The following is a 17,040-nucleotide window of genomic DNA, read 5'->3' as shown; positions in this document are numbered from 1 at the left end:
CGCCGGGGGTCACAGCACGCCGGTCACCAGTACCACCACCGAGACCGCGATGAAGATTAGTCCGAAAATGGTGAACGCGTAACCCATGAACGTTCCGCTGGGGTCACCCGCGACATGGAAGCTGGCGGGGGACTCGGGCAGGTAGAGCACCTGGACGGACTGGCCGGGGCGGTAGCGGGGAGGATTGGTGCCGATGGCGGCCCGTTCGTGGATGCCGTGGCCCTCCAGGGTGCGGTAGGCCACGACGGGGTGGTAATAGGTGCGGGGCCCTCCACCTCGCCTCCCGCCTCCGCTGCTCACCCGCGTGACGACGTCGGTGACGTGGCCGGGAACGGCCACACCGCGCGTGCGGTAGACCTTCTCCCGGCGTAGGAAGAAGATTCCGAGCGCGGCGAAGGCGAGCCCGAACAGGCCGAAGGCCGCCGTCAGGATGAGCAGCGTCCCGTCGTCGTTGGCCATGCCGCACGCACCTCTCCGCTCTGCGCTCCGCCCCTGACGCGCTGACCGTATATCGATCCCGCGGCTCTGGAGCACGGCAGGCGGGCGATCCCGCGCCACACGCGTGTCCGTGTGCCGAACCGGTGAGGATTCGACGCGTGCGACGTGGTGGGGGTTCCCCGGTTCCGGCCCTGTCGCCTGCAGGGTTACGGTTCCGCGGGCTCGGTGGTCATCCTGCCTTGCGTTCCCGATCCATGGCGGGCATTGGGCGCACCAGGCCAAGCGCGACGACCTCGTTGGCGAGCCGGGTGCGCCGGTTCGGCCCCTCGGGGATCCGGAACTTCTGATAGAGGCGGAGCAAGTGCTGTTTGACGGCGGCCTCGGTGACCACCAGGTCCTCGGCGATCTCGCGAGCGGTCGCGGGGGAGACGAACGCTTCGTCGGAGAGCGCCGGACGGCACAGCGATGTGAGGACGTCGAGTTCGCGGCGGGTCAGCTCGGGGGTGGCACCCTTGCGGAGCTCGACGTCGGGGTGGAGTTCCTCGCGGGGCAGACCGCCGACTTTGCAGCGTGAACTGCCGAATGTGACGACATCGCCTTCTTCGAGAACCCTGCGCGCGATGGGGCGGCCGTTGACCCTGGTGCCGTTGCGCGAGAGGCCGAGATCGACGACATAGACATAGGGGCCGCGGCGCACCAGCTCCGCGTGGAGCTGGGAGACGCTCGGGTCACTCAGGTGGATATCGGCTCCTTCACCACGTCCGACAGTGGTGACCTCGGCGTTCAGCTGCTGAACGTCCCCGCTTTCCTCGACCCGTATGTAGGGCCCGTCCACGGTTGTTCCTCCCAGTGTGGGGCGCGGTCGATGAGCGGTTTCGCGGCAGGGCGTGACAGAGTGCCTCACGTTGGAGACGGATAGATTGCCGGTCGCTGGTCGAGTGGGGTTCATGGGGGGCTGTCCTCGCTCACCGTGGCGCTCATCTGGTGACTGGTTACCCGGGCACTGTGGGTTCTACGCGCTTACTCTCGGGTTAGACAGCTATCCCGGCAGGTTTACGGCACATCCCGGCAATAGGGTCGGTTCGCCGAGCGCTGACTCTCCGGCCGATACGGTGGGGCGTGAGGTGCGGACGAGCGCGGGCTCATTAGAATGAGGGTCGCTGTAGCCAGTAACGATGTGCGGTCGATCAAGTCTTGCTCGTCCGTTGATCTCCCGAACGTCCCAGTTTCGGTCTGGGAGGGATCGCCGGTGGCCGGTCCGCGCCACGACCCGCTCGGTCGGCCTGTGGGGGTCCGGAATATGTCTGCGTTAGGGCGAGGTTTACGGTGAGCCATAAAACGGTGGAGGACGCTGTCGCACCCCAGTCACGCCCGTCGGAGGAGAAGCCGGGGCGCGGGTCGGATTCGGAGCGGGAGCCCGCTGCGGGCACGGACGGCCCCGCTGGCACGTCCGGCGCTGCCGACACGGCTGGCACTCCCGGCTCCGCCGATACAGCTCACGGCACAGCTCACGGTACAGCACCCACTGTGACCGAAGAGACCCCCGGGTGGCTTGCCCAAGTCCCCTACTTCCTAGTGCTCGCCACGATGTCCGCGGGGATCGTCGTGGTCGCGGCCGCCTACTTCAAGCGCGGACCCGCGCTGATCGCCGGGGCGCTGCTGCTGGCCGCCGCTTTCCGCTATCTCCTGCCCTCGGACCGGATCGGCATGCTGGCGGTCCGCCAGCGCTGGATTGACATCGGCACCACGGTCACGCTCGCGATCCTGCTGATCGTGCTCGCCTGGGTGGCGCCGCAGCTGTCATCGTGAGTGTCTAATAAGCTTGATATCGAGATACCGCAGACGATCGAACGAGAGAGCCGCCCACAGCCCGGCCGGAGCAGGTACAACGACCGGACTGGCAGGCGGTCGAAGGTTTTGCGGCGAGCTCACAAGGCGAGACGTGGGACCGGCCGCCGCTTGCGCGGTGGTCACGGACACGCATACGGCGGTCGCGGCGGCAGCGCCGCGGCCGTGGTGCGCGAGCCCGATTTTCCCCGCGCGCGAGGCCTCCAGCCACAAGACGGCTAGCCGAAACGAAGGGACAGCCACACAGCCATGGCCAAAATCAAGGTTGAGAATCCCGTAGTAGAGCTCGACGGCGACGAGATGACCCGGATCATCTGGTCCTTCATCAAGGACCGGCTGATCCTGCCCTACCTGGACGTCGACCTGAAGTACTACGACCTCGGCGTCGAGGAGCGCGACCGCACCGACGACCAGATCACGGTCGACGCGGCCAACGCGATCAAGCAGTACGGCGTCGGCGTCAAGTGCGCCACCATCACCCCCGACGAGGCCCGCGTCGAGGAGTTCGGTCTGAAGAAGATGTGGCGGTCGCCCAACGGCACCATCCGCAACATCCTCGGGGGCGTCGTCTTCCGCGAGCCGATCATCTGCCAGAACGTGCCGCGCCTGGTCCCGGGCTGGACCCAGCCGATCATCATCGGCCGCCACGCCCACGCCGACCAGTACAAGGCCAGCGACTTCAAGGTGCCCGGCCCCGGCACGGTGACCATCACCTACACGCCCGAGGACGGCGGCGAGCCCATCGAGATGGAGGTCGCCAACTTCCCCGAGGGCGGCGGCGTCGCCATGGGCATGTACAACTTCCGCAAGTCCATCGAGGACTTCGCCCGGGCCAGCTTCGGCTACGGCCTGGACCGCGGCTACCCGGTCTACCTCTCCACCAAGAACACGATCCTCAAGGCCTATGACGGCATGTTCAAGGACGTGTTCGCCGAGATCTACGAGGCCGAGTACAAGGAGAAGTTCGAGGCGGCCGGGATCACCTACGAGCACCGGCTGATCGACGACATGGTCGCCGCCGCGCTCAAGTGGGAGGGCGGCTACGTCTGGGCCTGCAAGAACTACGACGGTGACGTGCAGTCCGACACGGTCGCGCAGGGCTTCGGCTCTCTGGGCCTGATGACGTCGGTGCTGCGCACCGCCGACGGCAGCACGGTCGAGGCCGAGGCCGCGCACGGCACGGTCACCCGGCACTACCGCCAGCACCAGGCCGGCAAGCCCACCTCGACCAACCCGATCGCGTCCATCTTCGCCTGGACCCGCGGCCTGGACCACCGGGGCAAGCTCGACAACACCCCGAAGGTCAACGAGTTCGCCCACGCGCTTGAGGACGTCGTCGTCTCGACCGTCGAGGGCGGCCAGATGACCAAGGACCTCGCGCTGCTGGTCGGTGGCGAGCAGGACTGGCTCACCACCGAGCAGTTCCTCGCCGCGCTGGACGAGAACCTGCAGAAGCGCCTCGCCTGAGTCGGCCCTGCGCCGCGCATTCTCGTTTCCCAGGCCGCTCCGCCGCATCGCGGCGGGGCGGCCTTCGCATTTCGTGGTGTGGTGTGGTTCACATATTGTCGGTCTGTGTGGGACGTTTTGCGAGTGATCGGGGATAACACACCATAAATGCACACTCCGTGCTGGTGTAGACCTTTATACGCGTTTTGGTTATGGTTCGTCACCGTGTGAAGGGAGTGCGGCGAAAGACACGTTGGGAAGATTCGCGCAATTCGCGAATATTGCCCTATCTTGAAGGTGTCTGCCCGAGCGATTTACCTGCCGGGCAGTAGCCTCGATTGTGTCGAGATGAGGTCATCCCAGACCGACGTTCCGCCCCCGCGCCCGCTGGGGGGTAGGCGCGCGAGGCGCGGAACGTCAGGAGAAGGGCCCGTTGTCCCAAGGGCGGCGGGCCCTTTTCATGTCCGGAGCCGGCTCGCCGACCGCGCGAGCGGGTCCCGCATTCCCCCGGAGTAACGCCGAGGGTCCCCCGCGATCCCGCGCGGCAGTGCCCGGCATCGTCCTGATACGCCCCGCCTATCCTTGCCAAATGTTCGATTCCCGGCATGTCAGAGTATTCGCGGAGGTCGTGCGGACCGGTTCCTACACGGCGGCGGCCCGGAACCTCGGATACACCCAACCGGCGATCAGCCAGCAGATGAAAGCCCTGGAGCGTGCGGTGGGAACGCCGCTGTTCACCCGCGTCGGCCGCCGCCTGCGGCTGACCGAGGCCGGTGAGGTGCTCTCCGGCCACGCCGAGGGCATCCTCGACGCCATGTCGGCCGCGCAGGAGCAAATGACCGCGATCGCCCGACTGCGCTCCGGCCACGTGCGCGTCGCCGCGTTCCCCAGCGCCAGCGCGACCCTGGTGCCCCAGACGACGGCGCGGGTCATGGCGGAGCACCCGGGAATCCGCATCGAGCTCCTGGAAGCCGAGCCGCCCGATTCCCTCGACATGCTGGTGCGCGGCGAGTGCGACATCACCCTCGCGTTCGGTTACGACGAGACCCCCGCTCCGCCGGAGGAGCTGGTGGAGGTCCCTCTGCTGGACGATCCCCTGGTGGTGCTCCTGCCCGCGGGGCACCCCCTGACGGAGGAGGGGTCGGTGGAGCTGCGGGCGCTGGCGGGCGAGCGGTGGATCGCGGGCTGCCGCCGTTGCCGGGGCCACTTCGCCCAGGCGTGCCGAGCCGTGGGCTTCACGCCGGACATCGCCTTTACCACCGATGACAACCTCGCGGTCCAGAGCCTGGTCGCGTCCGGTGTGGGCGTCGCGCTCATGCCCCAGATGGTGCTGTCGTTCCTGCGTCACCCGAAGGTGACCGGCCGTCCCCTGACGCCGATGGGGCGCCGCCGGATCTCCGCCTACACGCTGCCCAGCCACCAGCGGATCCCGGCCGCCCGGCTCATGCTCGGCGCCCTGCGGCAGACAGCCGACGCACGCACAGCAGAGGTACAGGCAGCAGACGTTCAGGCAGAAGACGTTCAGGCAGCAGGAGTTCAGGCAGCAGGAGTTCAGGCAGCAGGCGCACGGACAGCAGACGGACAGACAACGGTCGAACGGGGAGCGCCAGAGTCGGTCGGTACCGAATCTGAGCGGCCGCACGTGGATGCCGCTGGTCGTGCGCTGGACCTATAAGTGGATCTTTGGATGCCGCGAAGAAACCCGAACTGGACCTCATGCTTTCGGCAGGCAAAGCTACGGGGTACGAGAGTCGATCACTCGTCGTCGATCCGTGTGTCCACCTCGGTGCCCCTCCGTCGCTCTCCACACGGACAGGATGCGGGCTCAACGGACTCGACGGACTCGACCGCGAGATACGGAGAGGAAGCGGCGATGGCCTCCAGCACCTTCAGCGGCACCACCGCGATGACCCCCCGCCTGGCCGAACTCATCACCGCCGTGGGTGAGGCCGTCCGCATGGAGCGTCCGCCGTCCGAGACGGCACGGCTCGTCGCGGACCGGCTGCGCCCGTTCCTGCTCGACCCGGGCCTGCTCCCGGACGCCTACCGTGTCGGCGACCCCGACCACTACCTCCAGCACGTCATCCACGCCGAGGAGGACGGAAGCTTCTCGGTCGTGGCGCTGGTCTGGCTCCCCGGCCAGCAGACCCCGATCCACGACCACGTGTCGTGGTGCGTCACCGGCGTCCACGAGGGCACCGAACTCGAACGCCGCTACGAACTGCGCGGCGCGGGCGAGACCCTGCACCTGGTCCCCGTCGAGGACGTGGTCAACGCGCGCGGCACCGTCTGCGGCTTCGCCCCGCCCGGCGACATCCACCTGGTGCGCAACGAGGGCGACAGCATGGCGATCTCGCTGCACGTCTACGGTGCCGACATCTCCCGTCTCGGCAGCAGCGTCCGCCGCCAGTACACCTGTCCCGTCAGGGAGAGATGACCGTACGGGCCGGGGACGCCGTCACCGCTCGGGTTCCGGACAGAAAAGACGGCCTTTGGGGGCGCCGCTGCGCCCCCAAAGACCGTCTCGGTTCTCGCGCGGGTGCCGCTGGCCCCGTCGTCCTCAGTCGCGTAGAGCCGACTCCGGGATCTCCCGCCCCTCCTTCATGGCGGTGAACATCTCCCCGGACGCGGCCTCGTCCCACACCACGACCGACCCCACGTGCAGCGTGGGCGTGGAGCCGACCGGAATCGAGGTCGTGGCGGGGTCGTCGCCCATCGCCATGGCCATCCAGCCGAGGTCGGTGAGATGGTCGCCCTCGTCCACCTCGAAGGTCGAGGTGCCATGGGTGACCAGCGGAACCGACCGGAACGGGTTGAACAGGGTTCCGGGAGAGGTGGCCTTGTCGACCAGCTTGCTGAAGAACTCGCGCTGCCGCTCGATCCGGTCCAGGTCCGCGCGGGCCGAAGCGCGGGTGCGCACGTAGCCGAGCGCGGTGGCGCCGTCCATGGTCTGGCATCCGGCCGTGATGTCCAGGCCCGCCTTGGGGTCCTTCATGTCCTCCTTGGGGCACATCTCCACGCCGCCGACCGCGTCGACGATGTCGACGAATCCCGCGAAGCCGATCTCGACATAGTGGTCGATGCGGACGCCGCTTTCCTGCTCGAACGTCCGTACCAGGGTCGACGGGCCGCCGCCGAGGGCCGTACTGAAGGCCGCGTTGATCTTGTTGTCGCCGATACCGGGGATCGTGACGTAGGAGTCGCGCGGCACGCTGATGATGGTCGGCCTCCCACGGTCGGGCACGTAGAGCACCATGATCGTGTCGGTGCGCTTGCCCTCGGCGCGGCCGGTGCGCAGCTCCTGCACGTCCTCGTCGCTGAGGCCTTCGCGGCTGTCGGACCCCACGACCATGTAGGTGGTGCCGGGCTGCTCGGCCGGGCGGCCTTCGTAGTCCTGCAGGGCCTCGACGCGCACGAGCCGCGAGTCGGCCCAGAAGTAGAAGAGCGCGGGCAGGACGACCACCACGACCAGGATCGTGATGAGGATGGTGCGCCGCCGCCGCGCCCGCTGCTCCCGCTCCCTGCGGGACCTCCCGGTGCCGTCGTAAACGCGCCCGCTACCGCCGCGCTCACCACCGCCGCGCCCGCTACCACCGTGGTGGCGGCGCCCGTCGCCTCCGCCACGCCGCGCGCCACCCGGTTCCCGTGAACCGCGCGATCGCCGCACGTCACCGGATCCGGCGGGCCCGCGCGCGGAGCGCTGCTCGGATCGGCGCGGCCGGTAGAGCCTCTCGATCTCGTCGGGTCCGCCACCGCCACTGGGGCGGCGAAATACCCCCGTCCGGTCGTGGTTGCCGGTGGACCCGTTGGAAGGCCGGTTGCGCCCGTTTCCTCGATCAGCCATCGCCGTGGTCGTCCATCCGTTCCGTGCCCGCGTCATTTGCGTCGTTCCTGGCGGGTGTGACTGGCCACATCGTATGTGAGTCCCCCCTTGGCCGCGCCGGAGCGAGAGGGGACAAGAGGGGACAGCGGGGAATCGCGACCGTGGTTCTGGCTGACCCATGAGAACGCGTTTTCGAACCAGATGTCGAGAACTCGCCGGTAACCGCAAAGCGTTCCTGGACGCTGGTCCACATGCGATCGAGGAGGCAGTATGTCTGTCATGACCATGGGGACGTCGGAACCGCAGCAGCGACCGCTCACCGTCGAGGACCTGGAGAGAATGCCCGACGACGGCAGGCGGTACGAGCTGGTCAACGGGAGGCTTGACGTGTCGCCCGCGCCGGTATTCGTTCATTCCCTTGTCGAGGGGCGGTTGCTGTTCCACCTGATGACGGCCGCGCCCAAGGGGCACATCGTGCTCCCAGGCGCGGGAATCAACCTCAATGACGCCGGGACGCACCACCGGATCCCTGACCTACTGGTGACGCGCAAAGGCGATGTGGAGAAGCCGTACCTTACCCGGCCACCGCTGCTGGCGGTCGAGGTTCTTTCACCCGAGAGCGTGTTCCGCGACAACCACACCAAGCGTGCTGAGTACGCCACGTTCGGGATCGAGTCGTACTGGATCTTCAACCCGTCGACCGAGAAGCCGGGCCTGCTCGAACTGCGTCTCACGGACGGTGAGTACCGAGAGGTGACTCAGGTGTTCGGCGAAGAGGTCTTCGCGACCGATGCTCCTTTCCCGATGAAGGTCGTGCCGCAGCACCTCGTCGATGAGGCGCTTGACGACTGGATGGAGTCGGTCGGAGACGAATAGGGGCACCGACCCAGCGCGGAGCCGATGAAGGGACCTCCTCAATGGGGGGAGGTCCCTAACGCGTCCGATAGGCGCCTGACGATGGCAGGGCGGTGTGGAACCGCGGAGCACGGAAGCCCTTGTCGGCGAACGCTGTGGACACGGCCTCTCGAACCCCGTCCACCTTCTCCTCGGCAACCACGGCGATGGCGCTGCCGCCTCGGCCGTGACCGGTCATCTTGGCGCCCCGGGCGCCCGCGTGGACGGCGGCCTCGACAGCGAGGTCGAGTTCGGGGCAGGACACCTCGAACTGGTCGCGCAGGGAGAAGTGGGACGCCGTGAGCACCGCGCCGATCTCGGGGAGGGCGGTGGCGCGCATGAGGCCGACGACGGCGTTGACGCGGTGGATCTCGGTGACGACGTGTTGAACGCGCTTGCGGAGGACCGGGTGCCGGAGGCGGTCGAGTGCCGCGGCCAGGTCCTCGACGTCGCGCAGGGTTTCGACGCCTAACCGCCTCGCGGCGCGGGCGCACTCGGCGTGTCGTGTCGCGTCCAGTCGGGCCGTGTCCCGGGGACGGGGCCGGACGCGGGTGTCGATGATGAGGAGGTGCAGGCCCGCGTCGTTCAACGCGAAGGGGACATTGCGCCCTCCTTCTGTACGGCAGTCCAGGAACAGGGCGCGTCCCTCCGCGCAGCGCAGTGGCGCGGTGTGGTCCATGGTCCCGCTGGGGGAGCCGATGAATTCGGTGGCCGCGCGGCGGGCGATCCCGGCCATAACGCGGCGGTCGCCGGACAGAGCGGTGAGGTGGTGGGAGTCGGCCAGGGCCAGCAGCGTCGCGCAGTGCAGCGCGGCCGACGAGGACAGCCCGGCCCCGACCGGCAGGTCCGAGTCGACCATGATGCGGGCGCCCGCGCTCGCATCGAGGTGTCCGGCGCCCCGGGCGGCCCAGAACACCGCCGCGACGTGTCGGGCCCACCCGGGGACGGAGGCGCGGCCGGCGGCGGTCGCGTCCGTCGCGGCGCTGGTGAACCGGACCGCTTCCCCCGGGCGCTGGACGCTCCGCGCCTCGACCGTCCCGTCCGCGGTCGGCTCCAGGGCCACCGACACACCCCAGGGCAGGGCCATCGGCAGGGCCAGCCCGCCAACGGCGTCGGTGTGCGTGCCCATGAGGTTGGCCTGGCCGGGCGCGCGCCAGATTCCCGCCGGTGGAGTGCCGTAGGCCGCGGTGAAGGCGGCGGACAGCGCGTCGTCGTCGACGCGGGGGCTCACCCGCCAGTCCCCGACCGTCTCCGCGACGTTCCCCCGGCGCGCGGTCGCCAGGGGTTTCAGCAGCCGCCGCAGTGTGTCCACGCCATCCCTCACCTGCTCATCCGCGGGCGCCCGCCCGTGCGTCCCGTGCCTCTCGACGATCCTGGGCCGTGTGGAAGGCCCACGCGTCGGTGACGATATCCCGAAGTTCGGGTATGCGTGGTTCCCACCCCAGCTCGGCCCGGGCGCGCTCGGCGGAGGCGACAAGCACCGGCGGGTCTCCGGCGCGGCGCGGGGCGGGGACCGTCGGGATGGGGTGGCCGGTGATCTCGCGGCAGACCTCGATCACCTCGCGCACCGAGAACCCCGCGCCGTTGCCGAGATTGAACACGCGGTGCGTACCCGGCACGCAGTCTTCCAGCGCGCGCAGGTGAACATCGGCGATGTCGGTGACGTGGATGTAGTCGCGCACACAGCTGCCGTCGGGGGTGGCGTAGTCCTCGCCGTACACCGCGACCGAGTCCCGCAGTCCCCGCGCGACCTGCAGCACGATGGGGATCAGGTGGGTCTCGGTGGCGTGCCGCTCCCCGTGGTGTCCGTGGGCGCCGGCGACATTGAAGTAGCGCAGGCTCACCGCGCCCAGGCGGTGCATCCGGGCATGCTCGGCCAGTGCGGCGTCGATCGCGGCCTTCGAGGCGCCGTAGGGGGTGGTGGGGCGCTCGGGCGCGCTCTCACGGATCGGAACCTCCTCGGGCTCGCCGTAGACGGCGGCCGTCGAGGAGAAGACGATCCGGCGCACGTCCGCGGCGCGGATCGCCTCCAGGAGAGCGAGCGAGGCACCGACGTTGCCGGTCCAGTACAGCTCGGGGCGGCGCACGGACTCCGGGACGACGGAGCGGGCGGCGAAGTGCAGCACGGCGTCGACGCGGCCGTAGCGCCCGACGTCTCCGAGGACCTCGGCCGCGCGGTCCCGGACACAGCCCTCGACGAACGTGCACTCCGCGGGGACGGCGTCGCGGTGACCGGTGGACAGGTCGTCGATGACGACTACCGCGTGTCCGGTTTCGAGTAGGCGTGCCGCCACGACACTGCCGATGTATCCCGCGCCGCCGGTGACCAGAACGCGCACGTTGCCTCCTTTGCCGTCGGTTGTTCCATGCTGCGGGTCCGCGCCGCGTGTGTTGTCCGCGGCCCTCCCGATTCTGGCGCGGAGGGGGCCCTGGCCTCCCGTGCGGCGCGCCGGAGCTTCTCCGGAGCCGCCCCGCGCGGCTACGCTCGCCTCACCTGTCCACGGACGAACGGGGCCGGAGCGGACACCGATGGCATCGCTGCTGAATACGGCCAAGGGCAAGGCCCGGCACTACGGCCACCTGGCCATGGAGACCTACTGGGAGGCGCGGCGTCGGCGGCCCGCTTTCGACCATGCCGTGCGCGCCGTGGAGCGCTATGGCGACCGCCGGGGCAGCGCCTTCGCCGCGTCGGTCACCTACTTCGCCTTCCTGTCCTTCTTCCCGCTGCTGGCGCTCGCGTTCGCGCTGGTCGGCTACCTCGTGGAATTCAATGCCGACCTGCGCCAGTACGTGGAGCTCGCTGTCGAGGAGGTGCTGCCCGGCCTGTCCGAGCAGTTGCCCATCGACGAGATCGCGCGGGCCCGCACCGGGGCGGGGATTATCGGTCTGCTCGGCCTTCTCTACGCGGGCCTCGGGGCGGTCGCGGCGCTGCGTGAGGCGCTGCACCAGATCTGGCTCAAGGACGTTCACGCCGGCCCGAACATCGTGCTGGCCAAGCTCTATGACCTGGTCGTGCTCATCGTGATCGGGTTCGCCCTGCTGGCCACGGTGGTGCTGACCAGCGTCGCGCAGGCCGCCACCACGTGGCTGCTGTCCTGGGTCGGGCTGGAGGACTCGGTCGCCGCCATCGCCGCGACGCGCGTGCTGGGCCTGGCCATCGCCATCGGCGTGAACCTGCTCATCTTCCTGGTGCTGTTCTCCCGCCTGTCGGGGACACGGCGCCCCTGGCGGCTGCTGTGGCGCGGCGCCCTCATGGCCGCCGTCGGGTTCGAGGTGCTCAAGGCCGCCGGGGCGCTGCTGGTCAGCTACACGCTCGGAAACCCCGTCTACGCGTCGTTCGCGGTGGTCGTCGGCCTGCTCGTGTGGATCAACCTCGTGATGCGGCTGGTCGTGTTCTGCGCCGCGTGGACGGCGACCTGGCTGCCGGTTCCGCCTCCCTACCAGGGAAACGTGCCGATGAGGCTGCCGGACGGTGGGTGGAGCGGCTCGGCCGGCGCCGCGGCCGCCGCCGCTGGAGACGGGTGCGTCACGGGGGCGCGGGGCGTGAGCGGACCGGCCCGCGACCTCAGGCCTGTGTGGCGTGCGGAAGGCCCCGCCCGGTCGCGCGCCGTCCTCGGTGTCCTGCGCCGCGCCGCTCTCCCTGTGGCGCTGCTCACCTGCGTCGCCGCCCTCGTCGTGTGGGTTCGCAGGCAGCGGCGGTCGGCACAGAGCACGCGTTGAGGCCGGATCCGGCCATGTGCCGTCGCTGATGCCATCCGACGCGTCGTATCACGTATAGGTCAACTTCCCGGTTTTCGGCCCGGATCTTGGGTAACGTGTAGCCCTGCCTAGGTCATTGGCGGGTCTCGCGGGAATTCGTCGGAAACCTTCGACGCTGTTCCAGTTGACGCGGCGCACGCGTTCCACGGCCGTCTGGTCTCGAATGATGAGACGACGTGGTCCCACCGGGGCGTGATTCGCGGATTTCCGGCAGGTTCACTGGGGCACCTGCAATCCTCGTTCGGGTGGATCCACCCACCCGCTCTTGAGTACGTGAGGTGGCACTGGGCGGCCTTCCGTGGCCTGCGATGCCTTGCCTTTTCAGAGGAGAGTGAATTCGGTCATGAGGCGGACTGACATGCGGGACCCCGCCTCGCTTATGGTGCCTCTGACGTCGGTGCGCCAGCCGGCCGGACAGCGCGGAGGTTGACCGTGGCCATTGAATTCAACGCTTCTGACCGCACGACCATCGGTGCCGAGTGGGAATTGCAGCTCGTCGACCTGAACACCCGGCACCTCCGCCAAGAGGCCCAACAGGTGCTGGGGGCCCTTCCCGACCTGAGCCAGACCTCCAGTCCGCCGCTGCGCCACGAGCTCATGCAGTGCACGGTCGAGGTGGTCACCGGGATCTGCGAGACCGTCGAGGAGATCAAGTCCGACCTGGACGCCAACATCAAGCAGCTCACCTCGGTCCTTGATGACCGCCAGCTCGCTCTCGCCTGCGCGGGCACCCACCCGCTGGACGACTGGCGTGATCAGACGACGTCCCCGGTGCAGCGCTACGGCGAACTGATCGAGGATCTCCAATGGCTCGCCCGGCGCATTCTCACCTTCGGCGTCCACGTGCACGTGGGGGTCCGTTCGGCGGAAAAGGCCGTCCCGACCGTCAACGCACTGTCGAAGTACCTGCCGCACTTTCTCGCGCTGACCGCCTCCAGTCCCTTCTGGAGTGGTCACGACACCGGTCTGGCATCCGCCCGGTCCGTCGTATTCGGCGCGCTTCCCACGGCCGGTCCGCCACCGCTCCTGCCGGACTGGGCCACATTCGAGAATTACATGGAGACGCTGCTGCGGGCGGGCACCATCCGCAGTATCAAGGAAGTGTGGTGGGATGTCCGCCCGCACCCGGATTTCGGCACCATCGAGATCCGGATGTTCGACGGAATTCCCACTCTGCGCGAGGTCGGAATGGCGGCCGCGCTCGCGCAGAGCCTCGTTCGGCTGTTCGACCAGCAGCTCGACCGCGGATACGGGTTGCCCAGCCCACCCTCCTGGGTCGTCAGCGACAACAAATGGCGGGCCACCCGCTACGGGCTGGACGCACGGGTCATCACCGACGAGCACGGCACGACCGTTCCCCTCCGCGATGACCTGTACGAACTCCTGCACGAGCTGGAGCCGGTCGCCGCTCGGCTCGGCTGTGCCGAAGACCTCGATGTCGCCTTCGAGGTCTTGGACAAGGGCGCCCCTTACGAGCGCCAGCGTGCCGTGATCGAACAGGGCGGCACGCTCAACGACGTCGTGGACGCACTGATGGCGGAATTCCGAGCCGGAGCGGACGGTCCCTGGCCGCGCTCCGGGAACGGGGCCGGAGAGCGCGGGGCGGAGCACGGCGAGACCGGCGGAAACGCCGACCGAGATCAACCGTCGAGGAACAGGGGGCCATCGCATGCACGGACGTGACCTGCCAGACCAGCTGACCGCCTTTCTGGCCCGGCACGAGCGCGAATTCGTGGACTTCCGGCGCGACCTGCACATGCACCCGGAGCTCGCCTTCGCCGAGCACCGCACCACCCAGCGGCTGGTGGACCGTCTCCGGCGCGCCGGTCTGGCGCCCAAGGTCTTGCCGCAGGGCACCGGCCTGATCTGCGACATCGGCTCCGACGACGGGCCGACGGTGGCGCTGCGGGCCGACCTCGACGCCCTGCCGCTCACCGACGAGAAGGACGTGTCCTACCGCTCGACCGTGCCGGGCGCCGCCCACGCCTGCGGACACGACGTGCACACCACCGTCGTGCTCGCCACGGGCCTCTTCTTGGCCCAGCAGGCCAGGGCCGGCGCCCTGCCGGGCCGTGTGCGGCTGCTGTTCCAGCCGGCGGAGGAGCTGCCCGGAGGGGCGCGCGAGGTCATCAACGCGGGCGGGATCGACGGCGTCGACCGGATCTTCGCCCTGCACTGCGACCCCCGGCTGCTGTGCGGGCAGGTCGGGCTGCGCGTCGGCCCCATCACCGCCGCCTGCGACCAGCTGATGGTGCGGCTGTCGGGCGCGGGCGGACACACCGCCCGGCCGCACCTCACCACCGACCTGGTCTACGCGCTCGGCAAGGTGGTCACCGAGCTGCCGGCAGCGCTGTCGCGCCGCGTGGACCCGCGCGCCGGCTTCAGCCTGGTGTGGGGACGCATCAGCGCGGGGTCGGCGCCCAACGCGATTCCCGACGACGGTGTCGCCGAGGGCACGGTGCGCTGCCTGGACGACGACGCCTGGCACGCCGCACCCGACATCATCAAGGAACTGGTCGAGTCCGTGGTGGCGGGGTACGGCGCGACGGCCGACCTCGACTACCGTCGGGGCGTCCCACCCACGGTCAACGAGGCCTCCAGCGTGCGGATGCTGCGTGCCGCCTGCGCGCAGACGCTGGGCCCGGAGGCGGTGGCCTCCACGGCGCAGAGCCTGGGCGGTGAGGACTTCGCCTGGTACCTGGAGCACGTGCCCGGCGCGATGGCGCGCCTGGGCACGCACCCGCCGACCTCCAGCGGCCCCATGCTGGATCTGCACCAGGGCGCGTTCGACGTCGACGAGGGCGCCATCTGCACCGGTGTCCAGCTCATGGCCGCCGCCGCGCTGACCGCCCTGTGGGAGTGCGCCCGGCCCGGCAGCGACGACACGGTGGAGGACGCCGCCCTGGCCTGACGGGCCCCTGACGGGCCACTGCCTCCCCAATTCCCCCGATCCCCGCCCCCGCCCAGGGTCACCGAGTACATCGCACCGCCGCACAGGTGCCCGCGTCCGCGCGGCTGGTCCCGCCGGCGGTGGGTGGCCGGTCCGTCGGCCGAGATCAGGTGGCATCCTGAAACGCATGAGCCACCAGTTGACCTTGGACCAGATCCGACGCGCGCCCAAAGCTCTCCTGCACGAGCACCTCGACGGCGGGCTGCGGCCCGCTACGGTCGTCGAACTCGCCGACGCGACCGGCTACTCCGCACTGCCCACGAAGGACCCCGTCGAACTGGGGCAGTGGTTCCGCGACGCCTCCGACTCCGGCTCCCTGGAGCGCTACCTGGAGACGTTCTCGCACACCGTCGGGGTGATGCAGACGCGCGAGTCGCTGATCCGGGTCGCGGCCGAGTGCGCCGAGGACCTCGCGGCCGACGGCGTCGTCTACGCGGAGGTCCGCTACGCCCCCGAGCAGCACCTGGAGGCCGGGCTGACCCTGGAACAGGTCGTGGAGGCCGTGCTGGAGGGCTTCCGGCTGGGCCAGGAGCGCGCCGCCGCGCAGGGACGCACGATCCGGGTGGGCACCCTGCTCACCGCCATGCGGCACGCCGCCCGCTCGCGGGAGATCGCCGAGCTGGTCGTGCGCTACCGCGATGTGGGCGTGGTCGGCTTCGACATCGCCGGCGCTGAGGCCGGTCACCCGCCCACGCGCCACCTCGACGCCTTCGAGTACCTGCGGCGGGAGAACGCCCACTTCACCATCCACGCGGGTGAGGCGTTCGGGCTGCCCTCGATCTGGGAGGCGCTGCAGTGGTGCGGCGCCGACCGGCTGGGGCACGGCGTGCGGATCGTCGACGACATCGAGCAGATGGCCGATGGCGAGACGCGCATGGGGCGGCTGGCCCGCTACGTGCGCGACAAGCGCGTACCGCTGGAGATGTGCCCCAGCTCCAACATCCAGACCGGGGCGGCCAGGTCGATCGCGGACCACCCGATCGGCCTGCTGCGCCGCCTGCGCTTCCGGGTCACGGTCAACACCGATAACCGGCTGCAGGGCGGCACCACACTGTCGGAGGAGTTCGCGCGGCTGTGTGCGGCGTTCGACTACGACTGGGACGACCTGCAGTGGTTCACCGTGAACGCGATGAAGTCGGCGTTCCTGCCCTTCGACGAGCGGCTCGCCCTCATCAACGGGCACATCAAGCCGGGCTTCGCACAGCTGAAGTGGGCCGATTAAGTGGACCGCGGAGTGAAGCCCTTCACCGCGACGCTCCCGCGCGTCCTGGGCTGGGTCTGGATCGGCGCGGTCGTCCTGCTGCTGATCGACCTGCTGGTGAACGGCGGCGACCGCACGGCCGTGATCGCGGCCGCCGTGCTGCTGTGCACGGTGGGCGCCACCTACGTGCTGTGGCTGCGCCCGCGCGTGGTTCCGCAGGAGGACGGCGTGCGCGTGGTGAACCCGCTGCGCGAGACGTTCGTGCCGTGGGCGGCCTTCACCTGGGCCGACGTCACCGACGTGCTGCGGATCCACGTCGGTGACCAGGTCATCCGGTCCTGGCCGCTGCGGGAGACCAAGCGGGCCGCGGTGCGCGATAACGTGCGCCGCGCCGGGTCGGACGGCGGTCCGATCCTGGAGGAGGAGAGCGGCGACCCGCGCGAGCTGCGGCCGGTCAACCTGGTCGCGCGGCAACTGCGCGAGGAGGCGCAGCGGCGGAAGGCCGAGTCGACCGCCGCCGCGGCTGACGCTTCGAGCGGGCCGTCGACGGTCTGGTCGCCCGACGCGCTGGTCGCTCTCGGTGTGCCGGTTCTGCTGCTGGTCGCGGCGCTGCTGGTCGGGTGAGAGCAGCTCGTCAGCGTGATGCGGGAAAGCTCCTTTTCGGGGCTTTCCCGCATTTTT

Annotated in this window: 15 protein-coding genes; 10 read left to right on the top strand and 5 right to left on the bottom strand. The window is 69.6% G+C overall.

Annotation, left to right across the window (positions count from 1 at the left end):
- Positions 1–9: 9 nt before the first annotated feature.
- Entirely contained in the window at positions 10–459 is a 450-nt protein-coding gene (locus tag ABD259_RS24075) for a DUF3592 domain-containing protein (RefSeq protein WP_344108217.1), read from the bottom strand.
- Positions 460–667: 208 nt separating this feature from the next.
- Positions 668–1,273, bottom strand: coding sequence for an FHA domain-containing protein (locus tag ABD259_RS24070; RefSeq protein WP_344108215.1), 606 nt, complete (start codon positions 1,271–1,273; stop codon positions 668–670).
- 506 nt (positions 1,274–1,779) lie between these two features.
- On the opposite strand from ABD259_RS24070, the gene ABD259_RS25995 reads away from it, so the two are divergent.
- From ABD259_RS25995 to ABD259_RS24050, 4 genes are all read left to right on the top strand, one after another.
- Complete coding sequence (locus ABD259_RS25995; RefSeq protein WP_412759473.1) at positions 1,780–2,247, top strand: DUF3017 domain-containing protein; 468 nt, start codon at positions 1,780–1,782, stop codon at positions 2,245–2,247.
- A gap of 288 nt (positions 2,248–2,535) precedes the next feature.
- Entirely contained in the window at positions 2,536–3,753 is a 1,218-nt protein-coding gene (locus tag ABD259_RS24060) for an NADP-dependent isocitrate dehydrogenase (protein ID WP_344108211.1), read from the top strand.
- Positions 3,754–4,321: 568 nt separating this feature from the next.
- Positions 4,322–5,407 carry a LysR family transcriptional regulator gene (locus tag ABD259_RS24055; protein WP_344165467.1) on the top strand — a complete coding sequence of 362 codons (1,086 nt, stop codon included), beginning with the start codon at positions 4,322–4,324 and terminating at the stop codon, positions 5,405–5,407.
- Positions 5,408–5,605: 198 nt separating this feature from the next.
- Positions 5,606–6,169, top strand: coding sequence for a cysteine dioxygenase family protein (locus ABD259_RS24050; RefSeq protein ID WP_344108207.1), 564 nt, complete (start codon positions 5,606–5,608; stop codon positions 6,167–6,169).
- A gap of 123 nt (positions 6,170–6,292) precedes the next feature.
- Here ABD259_RS24050 and ABD259_RS24045 read toward each other — a convergent pair whose 3' ends face one another.
- Positions 6,293–7,576 carry an LCP family protein gene (locus tag ABD259_RS24045; RefSeq protein WP_344165464.1) on the bottom strand — a complete coding sequence of 428 codons (1,284 nt, stop codon included), beginning with the start codon at positions 7,574–7,576 and terminating at the stop codon, positions 6,293–6,295.
- Positions 7,577–7,825: 249 nt separating this feature from the next.
- Between ABD259_RS24045 and ABD259_RS24040 the strand changes: the two genes are divergently transcribed.
- Positions 7,826–8,431 (top strand): Uma2 family endonuclease, encoded by a 606-nt coding sequence (locus ABD259_RS24040; RefSeq protein WP_344102229.1) that lies wholly within the window; start codon positions 7,826–7,828, stop codon positions 8,429–8,431.
- A 55-nt stretch (positions 8,432–8,486) separates the two neighbouring features.
- Here ABD259_RS24040 and ABD259_RS24035 read toward each other — a convergent pair whose 3' ends face one another.
- Together ABD259_RS24035 and galE are read right to left on the bottom strand one after the other, a co-directional pair.
- On the bottom strand, positions 8,487–9,761 hold the full coding sequence (locus ABD259_RS24035; protein WP_344165460.1) for a galactokinase: 1,275 nt from the start codon (positions 9,759–9,761) through the stop codon (positions 8,487–8,489).
- Between the two features lie 16 nt (positions 9,762–9,777).
- Entirely contained in the window at positions 9,778–10,788 is a 1,011-nt protein-coding gene (gene galE, locus ABD259_RS24030; RefSeq protein ID WP_344165457.1) for a UDP-glucose 4-epimerase GalE, read from the bottom strand.
- A 190-nt stretch (positions 10,789–10,978) separates the two neighbouring features.
- Between galE and ABD259_RS24025 the strand changes: the two genes are divergently transcribed.
- From ABD259_RS24025 to ABD259_RS24005, 5 genes are all read left to right on the top strand, one after another.
- Positions 10,979–12,169, top strand: a complete 1,191-nt coding sequence (locus ABD259_RS24025) for a YihY/virulence factor BrkB family protein (RefSeq protein ID WP_344102223.1) — start codon at positions 10,979–10,981, stop codon at positions 12,167–12,169.
- 471 nt (positions 12,170–12,640) lie between these two features.
- Positions 12,641–13,891, top strand: a complete 1,251-nt coding sequence (locus ABD259_RS24020; RefSeq protein ID WP_344102221.1) for a glutamate--cysteine ligase — start codon at positions 12,641–12,643, stop codon at positions 13,889–13,891.
- A complete protein-coding gene (locus ABD259_RS24015; RefSeq protein ID WP_344102219.1) occupies positions 13,878–15,119 on the top strand; it encodes a M20 family metallopeptidase in 1,242 nt (413 codons plus the stop codon). The genes ABD259_RS24020 and ABD259_RS24015 overlap by 14 nt, the downstream gene beginning before the upstream one ends.
- 166 nt (positions 15,120–15,285) lie before the next feature.
- Positions 15,286–16,380, top strand: a complete 1,095-nt coding sequence (locus tag ABD259_RS24010) for an adenosine deaminase (protein WP_344102217.1) — start codon at positions 15,286–15,288, stop codon at positions 16,378–16,380.
- A gap of 12 nt (positions 16,381–16,392) precedes the next feature.
- Positions 16,393–16,983 (top strand): PH domain-containing protein, encoded by a 591-nt coding sequence (locus ABD259_RS24005; RefSeq protein ID WP_344165454.1) that lies wholly within the window; start codon positions 16,393–16,395, stop codon positions 16,981–16,983.
- Positions 16,984–17,040 lie beyond the last annotated feature (57 nt).

Origin of the sequence: Nocardiopsis rhodophaea (assembly GCF_039530945.1) — a bacterium.
GTDB lineage: Bacteria > Actinomycetota > Actinomycetes > Streptosporangiales > Streptosporangiaceae > Nocardiopsis_C > Nocardiopsis_C rhodophaea.
The sequence above is the reverse complement of the archived record's forward strand: the minus strand, read 5'-3'. Positions and strand labels throughout refer to the sequence as shown.

Bases quoted from the DNA above. Each gene is read 5' to 3' on its own strand.
- ABD259_RS24075 (WP_344108217.1), bottom strand. From the start codon at position 459: ATGGCCAACGACGACGGGACGCTGCTCATCCTGACGGCGGCCTTCGGC.
- ABD259_RS24060 (WP_344108211.1), top strand. From the start codon at position 2,536: ATGGCCAAAATCAAGGTTGAGAATCCCGTAGTAGAGCTCGACGGCGAC.
- ABD259_RS24055 (WP_344165467.1), top strand. From the start codon at position 4,322: ATGTTCGATTCCCGGCATGTCAGAGTATTCGCGGAGGTCGTGCGGACC.
- ABD259_RS24050 (WP_344108207.1), top strand. From the start codon at position 5,606: ATGGCCTCCAGCACCTTCAGCGGCACCACCGCGATGACCCCCCGCCTG.
- ABD259_RS24045 (WP_344165464.1), bottom strand. From the start codon at position 7,576: ATGGCTGATCGAGGAAACGGGCGCAACCGGCCTTCCAACGGGTCCACC.
- ABD259_RS24040 (WP_344102229.1), top strand. From the start codon at position 7,826: ATGTCTGTCATGACCATGGGGACGTCGGAACCGCAGCAGCGACCGCTC.
- ABD259_RS24025 (WP_344102223.1), top strand. From the start codon at position 10,979: ATGGCATCGCTGCTGAATACGGCCAAGGGCAAGGCCCGGCACTACGGC.
- ABD259_RS24015 (WP_344102219.1), top strand. From the start codon at position 13,878: ATGCACGGACGTGACCTGCCAGACCAGCTGACCGCCTTTCTGGCCCGG.
- ABD259_RS24010 (WP_344102217.1), top strand. From the start codon at position 15,286: ATGAGCCACCAGTTGACCTTGGACCAGATCCGACGCGCGCCCAAAGCT.